Origin of the sequence: Variovorax paradoxus (assembly GCF_000834655.1) — a bacterium.
In the GTDB taxonomy this organism is placed as follows: Bacteria; Pseudomonadota; Gammaproteobacteria; order Burkholderiales; family Burkholderiaceae_C; genus Variovorax; species Variovorax paradoxus_F.
In genome coordinates this window covers 1-14,690 of sequence record NZ_JXQQ01000054.1, presented here as the reverse complement: position 1 = coordinate 14,690, position 14,690 = coordinate 1, and the positions used below count along the sequence as shown (strand labels likewise).

General features: G+C 68.6%; 11 protein-coding genes. 4 read left to right on the top strand and 7 right to left on the bottom strand.

Annotated elements, in window-relative coordinates; genetic code table 11:
- Positions 1–169: 169 nt before the first annotated feature.
- The 4 genes from RT97_RS22035 to leuS all read right to left on the bottom strand — a co-directional run bounded on the left by RT97_RS22035 (position 170) and on the right by leuS (position 5,793).
- On the bottom strand, positions 170–1,462 hold the full coding sequence (locus RT97_RS22035) for a glutamate-5-semialdehyde dehydrogenase (RefSeq protein WP_042580964.1): 1,293 nt from the start codon (positions 1,460–1,462) through the stop codon (positions 170–172).
- 68 nt (positions 1,463–1,530) lie between these two features.
- Complete coding sequence (gene holA / locus RT97_RS22030) at positions 1,531–2,604, bottom strand: DNA polymerase III subunit delta (RefSeq protein ID WP_042580963.1); 1,074 nt, start codon at positions 2,602–2,604, stop codon at positions 1,531–1,533.
- A 25-nt stretch (positions 2,605–2,629) separates the two neighbouring features.
- Positions 2,630–3,151, bottom strand: coding sequence for an LPS-assembly lipoprotein LptE (lptE, locus tag RT97_RS22025; RefSeq protein ID WP_042580962.1), 522 nt, complete (start codon positions 3,149–3,151; stop codon positions 2,630–2,632).
- Between the two features lie 11 nt (positions 3,152–3,162).
- Positions 3,163–5,793: a leucine--tRNA ligase gene (gene leuS, locus RT97_RS22020; RefSeq protein ID WP_042580961.1), complete on the bottom strand. Its 2,631-nt coding sequence runs from the start codon at positions 5,791–5,793 to the stop codon at positions 3,163–3,165.
- Positions 5,794–5,940: 147 nt separating this feature from the next.
- On the opposite strand from leuS, the gene RT97_RS22015 reads away from it, so the two are divergent.
- Positions 5,941–6,912 (top strand): Bug family tripartite tricarboxylate transporter substrate binding protein, encoded by a 972-nt coding sequence (locus tag RT97_RS22015; protein WP_042580960.1) that lies wholly within the window; start codon positions 5,941–5,943, stop codon positions 6,910–6,912.
- On the top strand, positions 6,905–7,978 hold the full coding sequence (locus RT97_RS22010; protein WP_080898382.1) for an NAD/NADP octopine/nopaline dehydrogenase family protein: 1,074 nt from the start codon (positions 6,905–6,907) through the stop codon (positions 7,976–7,978). Before RT97_RS22015 ends, RT97_RS22010 begins: the two co-directional genes overlap by 8 nt.
- On the opposite strand, the gene RT97_RS22005 is transcribed toward RT97_RS22010, so the two are convergent.
- Genes RT97_RS22005 through RT97_RS21995 form a run of 3 tightly spaced genes read right to left on the bottom strand, consistent with a single transcriptional unit; the run spans position 7,973 to position 10,565 of the window.
- Complete coding sequence (locus RT97_RS22005; protein WP_042580959.1) at positions 7,973–8,566, bottom strand: peroxidase-related enzyme; 594 nt, start codon at positions 8,564–8,566, stop codon at positions 7,973–7,975. The genes RT97_RS22010 and RT97_RS22005 overlap by 6 nt on opposite strands.
- A complete protein-coding gene (locus RT97_RS22000) occupies positions 8,563–9,090 on the bottom strand; it encodes a CMD domain-containing protein (RefSeq protein ID WP_042580958.1) in 528 nt (175 codons plus the stop codon). The genes RT97_RS22005 and RT97_RS22000 overlap by 4 nt, the downstream gene beginning before the upstream one ends.
- Positions 9,091–9,113: 23 nt before the next feature.
- Complete coding sequence (locus tag RT97_RS21995) at positions 9,114–10,565, bottom strand: NAD(P)-binding domain-containing protein (protein WP_042580957.1); 1,452 nt, start codon at positions 10,563–10,565, stop codon at positions 9,114–9,116.
- A gap of 131 nt (positions 10,566–10,696) precedes the next feature.
- On the opposite strand from RT97_RS21995, the gene RT97_RS21990 reads away from it, so the two are divergent.
- Together RT97_RS21990 and glgB are read left to right on the top strand one after the other, a co-directional pair.
- Positions 10,697–12,391, top strand: a complete 1,695-nt coding sequence (locus RT97_RS21990; protein WP_042580956.1) for an alpha-amylase family glycosyl hydrolase — start codon at positions 10,697–10,699, stop codon at positions 12,389–12,391.
- A 5-nt stretch (positions 12,392–12,396) separates the two neighbouring features.
- On the top strand, positions 12,397–14,571 hold the full coding sequence (gene glgB / locus RT97_RS21985; RefSeq protein ID WP_042580955.1) for a 1,4-alpha-glucan branching protein GlgB: 2,175 nt from the start codon (positions 12,397–12,399) through the stop codon (positions 14,569–14,571).
- Positions 14,572–14,690 lie beyond the last annotated feature (119 nt).

Genomic DNA, 14,690 nt, shown 5'->3' with positions numbered 1-14,690 from the left:
CAAAGCACAGCCATAGCTCGGGCTACGGCGAGCATTTGCAACGCAGAGTGGGCCATTTGCGGGGGATGAGCCGTCATGTCGGATTGCCTCTCAGCCTCTCAGAGGTTGAGCGGAATTGTAGGAATTGGGGGTACATGCCCCAATGACAAGACCGCGGGAGCAGCACACATCAGCTTCGCACTTCGCCCTGGCCGAGCACCACGTACTTGAGCGAGGTCAGCCCTTCGATGCCGACGGGGCCGCGGGCGTGGAACTTGTCGGTGCTGATGCCGATTTCGGCGCCCAGGCCGAACTCGAAACCATCGGCGAAGCGGGTGCTCGCATTGACCATGACGCTGGCCGAATCGACCTCGCGGAGGAACCGCTGCGCATGCACATGGTCGCGCGTGACGATGGCGTCGGTGTGGTGGCTCGAATAGCGGTTGATGTGCGCAATCGCCTCATCGACGCCGGCCACGACCTTGATGCTGATCACGGCGGCCAGGTATTCCTCGGACCAGTCGGACTCGACCGCATCAACCACCTTGGCGGCCGGATCGGCAGCGCCGCTGGCCCGCAGGATCTGCGCCGCGGCCGGGTCGCAGCGCATTTCCACGCCCTTGGCGGCAAAGATGGCGGCAATCTGCGGCAGGAAATCCTCGGCCACCACTTCGGACACCAGCAAGCCTTCGGCGGCATTGCAGGGGCTGTACTTCTGGGTCTTGGCGTTGTCCACGATGCGCAGCGCCATGCCGAACTCGGCCGTGTCGTCCACGTAGACGTGGCAGTTGCCGTCCAGGTGCTTGATGACCGGCACCTTGGCGTCGCGGCTGATGCGCTCGATCAGCCCCTTGCCGCCGCGCGGAATGATCACGTCCACGAATTCGGGCATGGCGATGAGTTGGCCCACGGCCTCGCGGTCGGTGGTCTGCACCAGCTGCACCGCCTCGACGGGCAGGCCCGCTTCGGCCAGCGCCTCGGCCACCAGCAGCGCCAGCGCCTTGTTCGACTCGATGGCTTCCGAGCCGCCGCGCAGGATGGCCGCGTTGCCGCTCTTGATCGCCAGGCTCGCGGCCTCGATGGTCACGTTGGGGCGGCTCTCGAAGATCATGCCGAACACGCCGATCGGCACCCGCATCTGGCCCACGCGGATGCCGCTGGGTTGCTGCTTCATGCCGATGATTTCGCCGATCACGTCGGCCATGCCGGCGAGCTGCTCGCAGCCCAGGGCCACGGTTTCGATGACCTTCGGGGTGAGCTTGAGGCGGTCGACCATCGGGGCGGAGAGGCCGGCGGCGGTCGCGCGTTCCAGGTCCTTCTGATTGGCAACCGCCAGCACCGGGCCGGCTTCGCGCAGGCGCCGCGCGAGCGCCTTCAGTGCTATGTTTTTGGTAGCTGCATCCGCACGGGCCATGAGGAAAGCAGCGGTCTTTGCCTGCAGCCCGAGGGCCTGCATGTGCTCGCTGACGTTGAACGCATTCATGTCGGCATTTTCCCACGCGGACCTGTGGCCCGGCTTACACAGGCCTTTTGGTGCCTGGAGCCATCAAATCAGGCGCGGCGCGCGGCCGCCGGCGCACTGCTGCACGCGCGGCACAGCATCAGCGCCAGCCGCTGCAGCGCCTGCCAGCCGCTCGCGGGCCAGTCGGGCTGCTTCAGGCCCTTGCAGATGCCGTCCACCAGGTGGGCTGCGCGCAGCAGGCGCGCCAGCATGCGGTCGTCCAGCCGCGGCAGCACGCGCTCGAAGGCGCGCTCGCGCGGTCCCCAGATGCGGTTCTCGCGCAGGGCCATCGGCAGCGGGCGGCCGGCGGCCATGGCGTCTTTCACGCGCTTCAACGCGCGGATGTCCTCGGCGATCGTGTAATGCACCAGCACCTCGGCCTCGCCCTCGGCCTGCAGGCCGTCGAGCATGCGCGCCACGCGCTGAGGGTTGCCCGCGAGCACCGCTTCGGAGAGCTTGAACACGTCGTAGCGCGCCACGTTGTTGACCGCGCCTTCGACCTGCTCCCAGCTCAGTTCGCCCGCCGGATGCAGCAGCGCGAGCTTCTGGATTTCCTGGTGCGCGGCCAGGAGGTTGCCCTCGACCCGGTCGGCAAAGAACTGCAGCGTGCGCTGGCCTTCGTCGCCCGGCATCACGCGCTGGCCCTGCAAACCGAGGCGTTGCGCGATCCACTGCGGCAGCGCGGCGCGCTCGATCGGGTCGACCTGCAGGCTCACGCCGTTGTTCTCCAGCGCCGAGAACCAGGCGCCGGTGCGCGTGGCCTTGTCCAGGCGCGGCAGCATCACCAGCGTGAGCATGCTGTCGTTGCCGGGCGCGGCCTCGGCCAGCTGCTGCAGGGCGGTGCTGCCATCCTTGCCGGGCTTGCCCGAGGGAATGCGGATTTCCACGATCTGCTTGTCGGCGAAGAGCGAGAGCGAACCGCCCGCCGCCAGCACCGCGCTCCAGTCGAAGTGCGCGCCGGCCACGGTGTACGAGCTGCGCTCGGTGTAGCCCTGCGTGCGCGCGGCGGCGCGGATGGCGTCCGCCGCTTCCTGCGCGAGCAGCGGCTCGTCGCCGTGGATCGTGTAGAGCGGCTTGAGCCCCTTTTGCAGGTGGGCCCCGAGTTGGGCGCTGGCAAGTTGCATGGAAAAAACGATGCGGCGCGGGCGCCTAGAGTTCCTTGACGGCCGCCAGGCGCCGTATCAGCTGCTGCGCGATGTCCGACTGCATGTCGCGGAACAGAAGCTCGGCCTCGCCTTCCTTGGCGAGCGCGTTGGTCTCGTTGAAGCTCAGGTCGCGCGTCTGCGACACCTCGGAAGCCGAGAGCAGCTCCTTGCCGCCCGGCGTCTTCAGGCTGAAGCGCATGCGCAGGCGCAACTGCAGCTCGCGCAGCGCGCCGGCCGAATTGGTCGAGATCACGAACCGGTCGCGGTCTTCGCCAAGGACCACCAGCACCGCGTCTGCGGTACTGGCGTCTTCCTTGGGCACCAGCGTCACCGTGCCGGCCGCGCGCAGTTCGCGCCGCACCTGGTTGATCAGCGCGGAATTGCCCTCGACCGACAGCGTCTTGAACGCGAAGACCGGCGCCTTGCGAAGCTCGAAGCCGCAGCCGGCCAGGCCCATGCTGGCACCCACGGCGGCCAGGCCGAGAAGAAAGCCGCGGCGCGGCAGCGAGGCATTGCGTTTGTTCATGCTTCTATCGTTCAAAGGACCACGTTGACCAGACGGCCGGGAACCACGATCACGCGCTTGGGCGGCGCGCCCTCGGCGAAGGCGACGAAGTCGTCGCAGGCGAGCGCGAGCTTCTCGATCTCCTCCTTGGAGGCGCCAGCCGGCACCAGCAGCTTGCCGCGCAGCTTGCCGTTGACCTGCAGCATGAGCTCGATCTCGTCCTGCACCAGCGCCTGGACGTCGACCGTCGGCCAGGCCGCATCGAGCAGGCCGCCCAGGTCCTTGTCGTAGCCCAGTTCGCTCCAGAGCTGCTGGGCGATGTGCGGAGTGGCGGGGTACAGGCAGCGCAGGAGGATGCCGAAGCCCTCGCGCACAGCGGCCGCATCGCCCGCGCTGCCGTCGGGCTTGAAGCCTTCGAGCGCGTTCAGGAGCTTCATCGCACCCGACACCACCGTGTTGTATTGCATGCGCTGGTAGTCGTAGTCGACCTGGCGCAGCACCGTGTGCACCTCGCGGCGCAGCGCCTGCGCGGCCTTGCCGAACGCCTGTGCGCCCGCCTTGGCCGGCGCCACGTCCGCCTGCGCCACGCCGAAGTTCCACACCCGGCGCAGGAACCGGTAGCTGCCTTCGACGGCAGCGTCGTTCCACTCGAGCGTGGCTTCGGGCGGTGCGGTGAACATGGTGTACAGGCGCGCGGTGTCGGCGCCGTATTTCTCGATCAGGTCCTGCGGGTCGACGCCGTTGCGCTCGCTCTTGCCCATCTTGCCGACGCCGCCGTACTCGACCTTCGTGCCGTCGGCCGTGGTGCCGCCGACGATGCGGCCCTGCGCGTCGAGCACCGGCGTGACTTCCGAAGGCGGGAAGTAGTCCTTGCCGCCCTTCTCGCTGCGCTTGTAGAAGATGTGGTTGAGCACCATCCCCTGCGTGAGCAGCTTGCTGAAGGGCTCGTCGGCCTTCACCAGGCCCAGGTCGCGCATCACCTTGGTCCAGAAGCGCGCGTACAGCAAATGAAGAATCGCGTGCTCGATGCCGCCGATGTACTGGTCCATCGGCATCCAGTAGTCGGCGCCCTCGGCGACCATCGCCTGGTCGTTCTTCGGGTCGCAATAGCGCATGAAGTACCACGACGAATCCACGAAGGTGTCCATCGTGTCCGTCTCGCGCCGCGCGGCCTTGCCGCAGACCGGGCACACCACGCCGGCATGGAAGCCTTCGTGCTTGTTCAGCGGGTTGCCCGAGCCGTCGGGCACGCAGTCGGTGGGCAGTACCACGGGCAGGTCCTTCTCGGGGACCGGCACCGCGCCGTGCTCGTCGCAATGGATGATCGGGATCGGCGTGCCCCAGTAGCGCTGGCGGCTCACGCCCCAGTCGCGCAGGCGCCACGTGGTCTGCAGCTCGCCCAGGCCCTTCTGGCCCAGCGCATGCGCCACGGCGGCCACGGCCTCCTTGTAGGTCATGCCGCTGAAGTTGTCGGAGTTGATGGTCACGCCGCGCTGCTTGTCGCCGTACCAGTCCTGCCACTTGTGATAGTCGAAGTGCGGCTCGTCATCGACCAGCACGACCTGGATGATCTCGATGCCGTACTTGTTGGCGAAGGCGAAGTCGCGCTCGTCGTGCGCGGGCACGCCCATCACGGCGCCATCGCCATAGCCGATGAGCACGTAGTTGCCCACCCACACCGGCACCTGCTCGTCGGTGATCGGGTGCGTGACGGTCAGGCCCGTGGGCACGCCCTTCTTCTCCTGCGTGGCGAGCTCGGCTTCGGTGGTGCCGCCGTTCTTGCACTCCTCGATGAAGGCCGCGACCTTCGGATCGAGCGTGGCCGCGTGCGCAGCCAGCGGATGCTCCGGCGCCACGGCGCAGAAGGTCACGCCCATGATCGTGTCGGCACGCGTGGTGAACACGTACATGCGGCCGTCCTGGATCAGCTTGCCGTCGGCACCCTGGATGTCATGGGTGAAGGCGAAGCGCACGCCCTCGCTCTTGCCGATCCAGTTTTCCTGCATGAGCTTCACGCGCTCGGGCCAGCCCGGCAGCTTGTGCTGGGTGTGCTCGAGCAGTTCCTGGGCGTAGTCGCTGATCTTCAGGTAGTAACCCGGGATCTCGCGGCGCTCGACCGTGGCGCCGGTGCGCCAGCCCTTGCCGTCGATCACCTGCTCGTTGGCCAGCACGGTCTGGTCGACCGGGTCCCAGTTCACGACCTGGGTCTTGCGGTAGGCAATGCCCTTCTCGAGCATCTTCAGGAACAGCCACTGGTTCCACTTGTAGTAGCTCGGATCGCAGGTGGCGATCTCGCGGCTCCAGTCGATCGCCAGGCCCATGGCCTGGAGCTGGCCGCGCATGTAGTCGATGTTCTCGTAGGTCCACTTGGCCGGTGGCACGCCGTTCTTCAGCGCCGCGTTTTCCGCCGGCAGGCCGAAGGCGTCCCAGCCCATGGGCATCAGCACGTTGTAGCCGCTCATGCGCAGGTAGCGCGTGAGCATGTCGTTGATGGTGTAGTTGCGCACATGGCCCATGTGCAGCTTGCCGCTGGGGTACGGCAGCATGGAGCAGGCGTAGTACTTCTTGCGGCTCGCGTCCTCGGTGACGCGGTAGGCATCGGCGGCGCTCCATTGCGCCTGGGCAGCGGACTCGACGTCGCTGGGTTTGTAGCTGGGGTTCATAGCGTTTCGGCAAGGCCCGGCGCGGGCTGGCCGGGGAAGGCGGATTATCGCGCCCGGCCGATGCCCTCCGCGCGGCAGACCCTAGACTTGGGGCACGCAACCTGCAAGTTGCCTGCGTAACGTCTGCTTTCGTACTGCCTGAACGCCATGAAACTGCTCTGGAAACCCCTGGCCCTGGGCCTCGCCGCCGCCCTTGTCACCGCCACGCCCCTCTGGGCGCAGCAGAACGACAAGCCCCTGCGCATGGTCGTGCCCTTCGCCCCCGGCGGCGCGCAGGACGTCATTGCCCGCTACCTGGGCGCCAAGCTCACCGACAAGCTCGGCACGCCGGTGATCATCGACAACAAGGCCGGCGCCGGGGGCATCGTCGCCGCCGACGCGGTGGCCAAGGCGACCGACGGGGCCACCGTGCTGCTGGCCACGGGCGGCGCGGTCACCATCGCCCCCCATCTGCAGGCCAAGCTCCCCTACGACCCGGTGCACGAGCTGGTGCCCGTGGCGCTGGTCGCCGACACGCCGATGACGCTCTCCGTGCGCGCCGAAAGCCCCTACAAGACCATCGCCGACGTGCTGCGCGACGCCAAGGCGCGGCCCGGCCAGGTCACCTACGCCTCGACCGGCAACGGCACGGTGTCGCACCTCACGGGCGCGCTGCTCGCGCAGGCGAGCGGCGTGAACCTGCTGCATGTGCCCTACCGCGGCGCGGCACCCGCGCTGACCGACCTGCTGGGCGGGCAGGTGGCGACGATCGTCACCAGCGTCGCCTCGATCGAGCCCATGGTCGCGACCGGCAAGGCGCGCGTGCTCGGCACCTTCTCGCGCGCGGCGCTGCCCAGCATGGGCACGGCGCCCACCGTCGGCGAGGCCACGGGCCTGCCGGGCATGGAAGTGCCGGTGTGGGTGGGCGTGATGGCCCCGGCGCGCATGCCGGCCGCGAGCATCGACAAGCTCTCCGCCGCGCTGGTCGAGGTGTGCAACCTGCCGGAGACGAAGCAGCGCTTCGCCCAGCTGGGCGCGGTCAACACCTGCGGCAATGCGGCGGCGCTCGGCAAGGTGGTGACCGAGGACAGCCAGCGCTGGGCAAAAGTGATCAAACAGGGCGGTATCAAAGTTGATTGACGCGTCGACGTACCGCGTCGGCATCGCGGGCACCGGCGCCATCGCGCTGGCCAGCGCCGCATGGCTGCGCCTGGCGGGCCACGGCGTCACGCTCTGGTCGCCGGGCGGACAGGGCGCGGAGGCCCTGCGCACCCAGCCGCTGGAAGCCGGCGGCGTGCAGCCCTGCACCGTGACGGTCGAAGTCGCCGACAGCGCGGCGCAGCTTTGCCACGCCTCGGACGTGCTGCTGCTCGCCCTGCCGGTCAACGGCCATAAACCAGTGATGGACGCGCTCCTGCCCTCCCTTCGCGACGGCCAGACGGTGATCGTCAGCTCGATGGCCTCGCTGTCGTCGCTCTACCTGCACGAAGCCGCGCGGCGCGCCGGCAAGCAGGTGACCGTTGCGAGCTTCGGCACCACGGTGCTGACCGCGCGCCGCGAATCGGGCACGCAGGTCAAGGTGATGACGCGGCGCAAGGCAGTCGGCGTGTCGGCGCTTCCGGGCGCGAACGTCGGTGAGGCCGTCGCCCTTTGCGCCGCGCTGTTCGGCAACGGCTTTTTTCCGCACGACAGCGTGCTCGCCAGCGCGCTCGCCAACGTCAACCCGCAGTCCCACGGCCCGCTCGCGGTCTTCAACTGGACCCGCATCGAGCGCGCGGAGAACTGGCCGCAGTACCACTGCATGACGCCCGGCGTGTCGCGCGCCATCGAGGCGCTGGACCTGGAGCGGCGGGCCGTTGCAGAGGCCTTCGGCATTGCGCTCGGCCCCATCGAGGAACACTTCGCGCGCTCGTTCGGCACCGCATCGGCGCGGCTCGAAGACATCGCGGCCGAACTGCATGCCAAGCGCGGCGGTCCGCCCGGGCCGGTGCGCACCGACACCCGCTACGTGACCGAAGACATGCCCTACGGCCTTGCCTTCGTGGAGGCGCTGGGGGAGATCGCCGGCGTGCCCACGCCCGCGACGCGCACCATCGTGGATGCCGCCTCGCTGGTCAACGGCATCGATTTCCGCGCGCAGAACGACCTGCTCGCGCCGCTGGGCCTCGAGAGCGAAACCGTCGCAGGCCTGCTCGCGCGCCTATGACCCGTCCGCGGGAAAGACCGGCTCTCCCAGGTTGAGCATCAGCCGGTTGGCCCAGGCGAACAGTGCCACCGAATGGATCAGGTCGAGGATTTCCAGCTCGCCCAGCCCCACCGCCTTCAGCGCGCGGACGTCCTCAGCCGACACCGTGTCCGGCTCGGCACCGAGCTTGATCGAGAACTCGACGATGGCCTTCTCGCGCGGCGTGGTGCCAGCCGATGCGGGCGCCTCGAACACCTGCTCGATCACGTCGCTGCGCTTGGCCAGTTGCTCGAAGCGCTGCGCATGCACCGACGCGCAGTAAACGCAGCCGTTGACGCGCGACTCCACCGTGGCTCCCAGCTCGCGCTCGGCGCGCGGCATGCCGCCGGGCGCGAACATGATCGCGTTGAAGGCGATGGAGCGCTGCAGCAATATCTCGGGCTGGTGCGCGAGCACCAGGAAGTACGGCGAGGTGCGCGCCTGCGGGCTCATCTCGTCCAGCGCGGCCAGCTGGGCCGGCGTGGCGGTGTCGACGTTCACCGTGTCGAGCCACGGCTTCCACTTCAGTACCTCGTTGGTGAAGCCCCGGATGCGGATCGGCGCCGTCATGCCGAAGCCTCCGCGGCGGCCAGCGCCTTGAGCCCCGCGACGACGCGCACCTGGTACGAGAGAAAAGCGATCAGCTGGCTCAACGCCACCAGCGCGGGCGTCGACAGCCCGTGCGCCGCCAGCGCCTGAATGGCGGCGCGGTCGCCCTCGATCGGGCGCGCGATGAGCTTGCCGGCGAAGTCGAGCATCGCACGCAGTCGCGCGTCGGCGAGCGAGGCGATGTCGCCGCGCTCCACCGCATCGGCCACCGCGGCGTCGGCGTTGTCGGCGGCCAGTTCCTCGCGGTAGTGCGCGGCGAGGCTCGGCGCGTTCGAGACGCGGCAGGCATGCAGCGCGACCAAGAGGCGGTCGGTGCGGGTCAGGCCTTCGACGGCGTGCGAGAACATCGCGTCGTGGCTGCTCTGGGTGGCGGCCACCACCTTGTCGCGCTGCTGGCGCAATGCCCAGGTCGGCTGGTTCGGCGCGAGGGGCACGGCGTCATCGACCACGTCGATGGCCGGCAGCGCCACGGAAAGATTCGTCATGCGGGGTCCTTGAAGAAGAAGGTTCAGCCGCGTTCGCCGGGCGGCGGCGCGGGCACCCACTCGTCGCCGAACAGTTCGGGCTCGCTGTAGGCCTCGAGGTTGGCGAAGTGGTGGTCGAAATCCTCGCGGTAGAACAGGCTCGCGATGCCGCTCGCGAGGCGCTTGGCACCGTCGCTGATCGCGGGGATGTCGCCCGACACCGTGCCGTGCGAGAGCGCCGCCGGATAGCAGAAGCAATGGATGCGTTCGAGCCCCGGGCACTCGCCCGGCACGCGCGGCTGGAATTCGAAGACCGGCCCGAGGTCGGGCGAATCGGCCAGCTCCTGGTCATCGTCGCCGGCCCTGGGCACGAAGCGGTCTTTCCACGTGCGGATGTGGGGGGCGATGCCATCGAATTCGGGGCGGTTCGGCCAGTCGACCTTGAAGCCGGTCGAGACGATGAGGAAGTCGAACTCGAAATCGCCCTTGGGCGTCGATACGCGCATCGACTCGCCCTGCGGCGCGACCGAAAGGATCGGGCAGCCGAAGTTGAAGAACGCATTCGGAAATGCCGACACCCGCAGCGTGCTGCCATGCGGCGGCGGCACGTTCGCCACGTTGATGTAGTGGCGGATGCGCCACTTGCGCTCGTCCGACAGGTCGAAGTGCCCCTGCGTGAGGCCCGGCACGCCGGCACCCTTGCCCTTGTTGACGCGCGGCAGGTCCGGGCGGCGGATCAGCAGCTCGACGCTGCGCGCGCCGGCTTCCAGCGCGGTGGCGGCGCTGTCCATTGCCGAAGAACCCGCGCCGACCACGCCGACGCGCCGGCCCGCGAGTTGGCCGTAATCCATCTCGTCGGACGAGTGCGCCCATTGCGAACGCGGCAGCTCATCGACGAACGCCGGAACCGCTGGCCCGCCAAGACCGTCGCGACCGGTGGCCAGCACGACGCGGCGCGCGAGCACGCTGCGGTCGCCGGCCGGCGTGCGCAGGTCGAGACGCACCGCCGTGCCATCGGGCAGCGGCTGGATGCGGGTGACCGCGGTGTCGTTGCGCACGTCGACGTTCATCACGCGGCGGTACCAGGCGAGGTAGTCCATCCACTGCAGGCGCGGGATCTTGTCCATCGCCGCCCATACCTCCCGGCCGAACTGCGCCTCGAACCACGCGCGGAAGGTGAGCGACGGCAGGCCCAGCGCGGGGCCGGTGAGCTCCTTGGGTGAGCGCAGCGTTTCCATGCGCGCGGTGGTGGCCCAGGGGCCTTCGCGGCCGGCCGGCGAGCGGTCGAACACCACGGCGCGGATGCCCTGCTGCGCCAGTGCCACCGAGGCGGCGAGGCCGGCCTGCCCGCCGCCGATGACGGCCACGTCGAGCAGCGCCTGGCCGTCGTTCTGCCGCACGGGCATCCACTGGCGGCCGGGCCAGCCGAGGTAGTCGAGGTCCTGGGCGAGCCGCGCCTCGAGCGCAGCGAGGGAGGAAACGGAGTCTGATGTCATTGGGAGGAGCCGGAAACAGCGCCCAGTGTAGAAAGCTTCGCGGCCTGCCGAATCGCGCACAGCCCTCCGCAAGCGCGTGCGACTGGCCCGAATCTCGCATGCCACAATGAATTTCGACCACAGGGGCAGGCATGGGCAGCAGCATCGACAGCACCGAAAACACCAACGGCAGCAAGGGCGAATGGTGGCGCGGCGCGGTGATCTACCAGATCTACCCGCGCAGCTTCATGGACAGCAACGGCGACGGCATCGGCGACCTGCCCGGCATCACGGCCCGGCTCGACCACGTGGCCAGCCTCGGCGTCGATGCGGTCTGGGTCTCGCCCTTCTTCCGCTCGCCGATGAAGGACTTCGGCTACGACGTGTCCGACTACCGCGCGGTCGATCCGCTCTTCGGCACGCTCGCCGACTTCGACGCGATGCTCGCGCGCATGCATGCGCTGGGCCTGAAGCTCATCATCGACCAGGTGCTCTCGCACACCTCCGACCAGCATGCGTGGTTCGCCGAAAGCCGATCGAGTCGCGACAACCCCAAGGCCGACTGGTACGTCTGGGCCGACCCCAAGCCCGACGGCACGCCGCCCACCAACTGGCTCTCGGTCTTCGGCGGCTCGGCGTGGCAGTGGGATTCGCGCCGGCGGCAGTACTACCTGCACAGCTTTCTCGCCGAACAGCCCGACCTCAACTTCCATTGCGCCGCCGTGCAGGAGGCCCTGCTCGGCGAGGTGCGCTTCTGGTGCGAACGCGGCGTGGACGGCTTCCGCTTCGACGCCTGCAACCACCAGTTCCACGACGCGCTGCTGCGCGACAACCCGCCGGCATCGCTCGCGTCGATCGACGAGGTCAGCACCGTGCGCGCCGACAACCCCTATGCGATGCAGCAGCACCTGTACGACAAGAGCCAGACCGAGAACCTGGCCTTCCTCGAGAACCTGCGCCGGCTGCTCGACGGCTACGGCGCGGTCGCGCTGGGCGAGGTCGGCGACGAGAACGCCCCGCCCGTCATGGCGCAGTACACCGAGCTGGGCAAGCGCCTGCACCTGGCCTACAGCTTCAGCCTGCTGACCGCGGACCACAGCGCAGCGCACCTGCGCCACCAGGTCGAGGCGCTCGACCTGGCGCTCGCGCCCACGCGCGGCTGGGGCTGCTGGGCAGTGTCGAACCACGACGTGCCGCGCGTGGCCACGCGCTGGAGCGACGGCAAGGCGTCCGACACGCGGCGCGACCGGCTCTGGCTCACCGTGCTGCTTGCGCTGCGCGGCAGCGCCAGCATCTACCAGGGCGAAGAGCTCGGCCTGCCAGAAGCCGAGGTGCCCTTCGAGCTGCTGCAGGACCCCTATGGCCGCGCCTTCTGGCCCGAGTTCAAGGGGCGCGACGGCTGCCGCACGCCGATGCCGTGGCAGGCCGATGCGCCGCACGGCGGCTTCACCACCGGCACGCCTTGGCTGCCGGTGTACGGCCCCCACTTGCCGCTGGCCATCGACAACCAGGCCGACGAACCGGGTTCGATGCTGGCCTTCAGCCGCGCCCTGCTGCACTGGCGCCGCACGCAGCCGCTGCTGCGCACGGGCAGCATCGTGTTCTTCGACGCGCCCGAGCCCGTGCTGCGGTTCGAGCGGCGCGACGGGAGCCGGTCGCTGCAGGCGGTCTTCAATCTGGGCAGCGAGCCCGTGTCGATCCCGTTGCGCGAGGCGCTGGTGCCGCTGCCTGGCCATCCGCTGGCAGGCACCGCCGCCGTGCAGGGCGATGGCCAAAAGCGCATGCTGGCACTGGCGCCCTACGGCGTCTTTTTCGGAACATCCGCCCACGAAGAAGGACAAAGCTGATCACCATGCCACCGAACGCCCTGCCCGCTTCCGAAGTCCGCGCCCTGATGCGCGCCGAACATGGCGACCCGTTCGCCGTGCTCGGGCCGCACGAAACGCGCGAGGGGCTCGAAGTGCGTGCGCTGATGCCCGGCGCTCGGAGCGTGGCGGTGATGCATTCGCGCACCGGCTGGCCGCTGGCGATGCTCACGCGGCAGGAAGACTCCGACCTGTTCAGCGGCCTGGTGCCGGCCGCGGAGGCGCGCCTGGGCTACTCATTCCAGGTCGAATGGGACTCGCACACCTCGCGGCTGGAAGACCCGTACCGTTTTCCGTTCGTGCTCGGCGAGACCGACGTGTGGCTGCTGGCCGAGGGCACGCACCTGCGCCCTTGGGAGCGGCTGGGCGCGCACCTGCGCGAGATCGACGGCGTCAAGGGCGTGGCCTTCGCGGTCTGGGCGCCGAATGCGCGGCGGGTGTCGGTGGTCGGCGACTTCAACAACTGGGACGGCCGGCGCCACATGATGCGGCTGCGCCGCGAGTGCGGCGTGTGGGAGATCTTCGCGCCGCACGTGGCGACCGGCGACAGCTACCAATTCGAAATTCTCTCGGCGCACGGCGAGGTGCTGCGCAAGGCCGACCCGTTCGCGTTCTCCGCGCGCCTGCGGCCCGAAACCGCCTGCGTGGTGGCCCCGCTGCCGGCCGCGGTGAAGATGCCCGAGGGGCGCGCCGAGGCCAACGAGCGCCATGCGCCGATCAGCATCTACGAAGTGCACCTGGGCTCGTGGCGCCGCAAGAACAACGGCCACGAGTGGCTCGACTACCGCGAGCTGGCCGACACGCTGGTGCCCTATGCGCGCGACATGGGCTTCACGCACATCGAGCTGCTGCCGGTCAGCGAGCACCCCTTCGACGGATCGTGGGGCTACCAGCCAATCGGCCTTTACGCACCGACCTCGCGCTTCGGAACGCCCGGCGACTTCCGCCATTTCGTGGAGTCCGCGCATGCCGCGGGGCTGGGGGTGATCCTCGACTGGGTGCCCGCGCACTTCCCGACCGACGCGCACGGCCTGGGCAACTTCGACGGCACGGCGCTGTACGAGTACGCCGATCCGCGCGAGGGCTTCCACAACGACTGGCAGACGCTGATCTTCAACTTCGCGCGCACGGAGGTGCGCAACTACCTGGTCGGCAATGCGCTGTACTGGCTGGAGCGCTACGGCGTCGACGGCCTGCGTGTCGATGCGGTGGCGTCGATGCTGTACCGCGACTACAGCCGCAAGGCCGGCGAGTGGGTGCCGAATGCGCAGGGCGGTCGCGAGAACCTGGAAGCCATCGATTTCCTTCGCCGCATGAACCGCGTGGTGGGCATCGAGCGGCCCGGGGCCGTCACGCTGGCCGAGGAATCGACGAGCTTCCCCGGCGTGACGCGACCGCCGGAAAACGGCGGGCTGGGCTTTCACTACAAGTGGAACATGGGCTGGATGAACGACACGCTCGCCTACGCGGGCACCGACCCGGTCTACCGCAAGCACCATCACCAGCAGATCACCTTCGGGTTGATGTACGCGCACACCGAGAACTTCGTGCTGCCGCTCTCGCACGACGAGGTGGTGCACGGCAAGGGTTCGATGATCGGGCGCATGCCGGGCGACGAGTGGCAAAAGTTCGCCGGGCTGCGCAACCTGTACGGCTACCTCTGGGGGTATCCGGGGAAGAAGCTGCTGTTCATGGGGGGCGAGTTCGCGCAGGTGGCCGAGTGGAATGCGGACCGGAGTCTCGACTGGCACCTGCTGGAGCATGCGTCGCACCAGGGGGTGCGGCGGCTGGTGCGTGATTTGAACAATGTGTACCGGCATTTTCCTGCGCTGCATGAGCTGGACAACGATGCCGGAGGGTTCGAGTGGATCGTGCATGACGATTCGGACCAGTCGGTGTTTGCCTTTGTTCGTCGTGCGCGCGACGGCGCGTTCGTGGTGGTGGCGTGCAACTTCACGCCGTTGCCTCGGCATTCGTATCGACTTGGTGTTCCTGTTGGGGGGGCTTATCGGGAGATCGTCAATACGGATGGGGCGGTGTATGGCGGGAGTGGGGTGGGGAATGGGATCGTCGAGAGTTCGCCTGTTGCCTGGCATGGGAAGGCGGATTCGGTTTCTGTCAGCTTGCCGCCGTTGGGTACTGTGATGTGGGTGTTGGCTTGATGGGTTCGGGAAACTTTTTCTTCCCGAGGCCGGGTCTCGGCCCGGCGGCCGACCTACTTTTCTTTGCTTCGCCAAAGAAACGTAGGCAAAAGAAAGGCGACCCTGCTGTCTGCGTCCCT

What these genes read in the sequence shown, in the direction of transcription:
- RT97_RS21995 (WP_042580957.1), bottom strand. Translation starts at nt 10,565, where the DNA reads ATGACATCAGACTCCGTTTCCTCCCTCGCTGCGCTCGAGGCGCGGCTC.
- glgB (WP_042580955.1), top strand. Translation starts at nt 12,397, where the DNA reads ATGCCACCGAACGCCCTGCCCGCTTCCGAAGTCCGCGCCCTGATGCGC.
- leuS (WP_042580961.1), bottom strand. Translation starts at nt 5,793, where the DNA reads ATGAACCCCAGCTACAAACCCAGCGACGTCGAGTCCGCTGCCCAGGCG.
- RT97_RS22015 (WP_042580960.1), top strand. Translation starts at nt 5,941, where the DNA reads ATGAAACTGCTCTGGAAACCCCTGGCCCTGGGCCTCGCCGCCGCCCTT.
- holA (WP_042580963.1), bottom strand. Translation starts at nt 2,604, where the DNA reads ATGCAACTTGCCAGCGCCCAACTCGGGGCCCACCTGCAAAAGGGGCTC.
- RT97_RS22005 (WP_042580959.1), bottom strand. Translation starts at nt 8,566, where the DNA reads ATGACGGCGCCGATCCGCATCCGGGGCTTCACCAACGAGGTACTGAAG.
- RT97_RS21990 (WP_042580956.1), top strand. Translation starts at nt 10,697, where the DNA reads ATGGGCAGCAGCATCGACAGCACCGAAAACACCAACGGCAGCAAGGGC.
- RT97_RS22035 (WP_042580964.1), bottom strand. Translation starts at nt 1,462, where the DNA reads ATGAATGCGTTCAACGTCAGCGAGCACATGCAGGCCCTCGGGCTGCAG.
- lptE (WP_042580962.1), bottom strand. Translation starts at nt 3,151, where the DNA reads ATGAACAAACGCAATGCCTCGCTGCCGCGCCGCGGCTTTCTTCTCGGC.
- RT97_RS22000 (WP_042580958.1), bottom strand. Translation starts at nt 9,090, where the DNA reads ATGACGAATCTTTCCGTGGCGCTGCCGGCCATCGACGTGGTCGATGAC.